Raw genomic sequence first — 2,283 nt, 5'->3', positions numbered from 1 at the left:
GACGAGCTCCTCGTCCGCGGCACCCGGCCGTTTCGGGGTCCGGGCGGGATCAGGGCGTGCCGGTGGCGGGCGCGGTGAGGTCGTAGAAGGTGGCCCCGCCGACCGTGGTGGCCTTGAAGGTGGCCTTCACCCAGCTTTCGATGGCACTGCTGGTGCCACCGCCCGGGCCGCCGGCCGCGCGTCGGGTGCCACTGGTCCCGCCGTCGGCCCGGCCTTGGGTCGGGGTCGGAGCCTGGGCCTGCGGCTGCTGGCCTTGGGCCTGAGGTCCGGCCTGGGGCTGGGCCTGAGGTCCGGCCTGGGGCTGGGCCTGGGCCTGGGGGCCACCCTGGGCCTGGTTCTCGCTCTGGCCGATGAACCAGTGGACGCGGCCGGCCTTCACGTAGGCCCTGAACTGCTCCAGGGTCGGCGAGGGATCGCTGCCGTTGAAGCCGCCGATCGCCATCACGGGCGCGCCCGAGGCCAGTTGATAGCTCGCCGCGTTCTGCGAGCCGATGGCCGCCGCCGCCCACATGTAGCGCCCGGCGCCGGCCCGCAGCGCAGCCGTGGCCTGGGCGCTCGCCCTCGTGCCGCCCAGCAGCCCGCCGGGACCGCCGGGAGCGGTACCCCGCGCACCGGCCCCGCCGGGGCCCTTGGCGCCGGGAGCCCCGGCGGGCCGGCCTCCGGGCGGCACCTGGGGCCCGCCGATGCCTTGCGGCAGGCCACCGCCGGGGGCGTAGAACGCGCGCCTGCCCCGGCCGCCCGGGCCGCCACCACCCGCGACCGCCGGTCCGGCCGTCACGATGGATCCCGCGTGCGGCGTGTCCACCGTGGTCAGGCAGTACGCCAGCGGCCCCGCGAGGGCCGCGCCCAGGCCGAGCCCCGCCACTGCCAGCAGCGCCCTGCGGCCCAGCCGCGCGGCGAACGGCAGCACGACGGCTGCGCCGAGACCCGCTCCGAGCACCGTCCAGCGCAGCCACGGCAGGTACCCCGTGGCGCGGCCGAGCAGCACGAAGGCCCAGTACGCGGTGAGTGCGAGCGTCCCGGCGAGGGTGAGGGAGGCGGCCCGGCTGCCCCGCTCCTCCCACAGCACGGCGACGCCCATGCCGACGAGCGCGGCCACGTAGGGCGCGAGGGCCACGGTGTAGTACTCGTGGAAGATCCCCTGCATGTAGCTGAAGACCAGACCGGTGATCAGCAGTGAGCCGCCCCAGGCCAGGAAGGCGGCCCGGGCCATGCCCTCCAGCGAGTCCGTGGCCCGGCGGGCCCGCCAGGTGATGGCCAGGCCGGCGAGCAGCATGACGAGGGCCGCCGGGAGCAGCCAGGAGATCTGACCGCCGATGTTGGTCGCGAACAGCCGGTCGATGCCGGTCTCTCCCCAGCCTCCGCCCGTGCCCCCGCCGGGGCGTCCGCCGCCGCCGACGCTGCCGGTCTCGTTGCCGCTGATCCGGCCCAGCCCGTTGTAGCCGAGGGTCAGTTCCAGGAAGGAGTTGTTCTGCGAACCGCCGATGTAGGGGCGGGACGCGGCGGGCCACAGCTCCACCACGGCCACCCACCACCCGCCGGCCACCACCATCGCGAGTCCGGCGAGCAGTACCTGGCCCAGCCGCCTGCGCAGCCGCGTCGGCGCGCATACGGCGTACAGCACCGCCAGGGGCGGCAGGATGACGAAGGCCTGGAGCGTCTTGGTCAGGAAGGCGAATCCGACCGCGGCGCCGGCCCCGACGAGCCAGCCGGTGCGAGCTCCGTCGAGCGCCCGCAGGACGCAGTACACGGTGACGGTCATCAACAGGGTGAGCAGCGCATCGGGGTTGTTGAAGCGGAACATCAGGGCCGCCACGGGCGTCAGCGCGAACACCCCGCTGCTCAGTAGCGCGGCCACGGGGCCGAACTGGCGCCTTACGGCGGCGTAGAGCACCGCTGTGGTGCCGACGCCCATCAGCGCCTGCGGCACCAGGATCTGCCAGCCGCCCAGCCCGAAGAGCCGCACCGACAGGGCCATCGGCCACAGGGCGGCCGGGGGTTTGTCGACGGTGATCGAGTTCCCGGCGTCGGAGGAGCCGAAGAAGAAGGCCTTCCAGCTTTCGGCTCCCGCCTGGACCGCCGCCGAGTAGAAGGAGTTCGCGTAGCCCGAGGCGCCCAGGTCCCACAGCAGCAGGACTGCGGTCAGCAACAGGAGCACGGCGTACGCGGGGCGTTCCCAGTGGGGCCGGCCGGTCGCCGCCGCGGGGGGGGGGGGGGCCCGCGGGGGGGGGGGGGACAGGGGGCCTGCGGCCCGCGGCATCGGTTGTGGTCCTGCGGGGGGGT

General features: G+C 75.2%; 1 protein-coding gene. It reads right to left on the bottom strand.

Annotated elements, in window-relative coordinates:
• Positions 1 to 49 precede the first annotated feature (49 nt).
• A complete protein-coding gene (locus ACWGH1_RS13030) occupies positions 50 to 2,260 on the bottom strand; it encodes an ArnT family glycosyltransferase (protein WP_453408672.1) in 2,211 nt (736 codons plus the stop codon).
• Between the last annotated feature and the right edge of the window lie 23 nt (positions 2,261 to 2,283).

The organism is Streptomyces sp. NPDC054883 (assembly GCF_053610645.1).
Note: the sequence above shows the minus strand (reverse complement) of the source record. Positions and strands in the feature narration are given on the sequence as shown.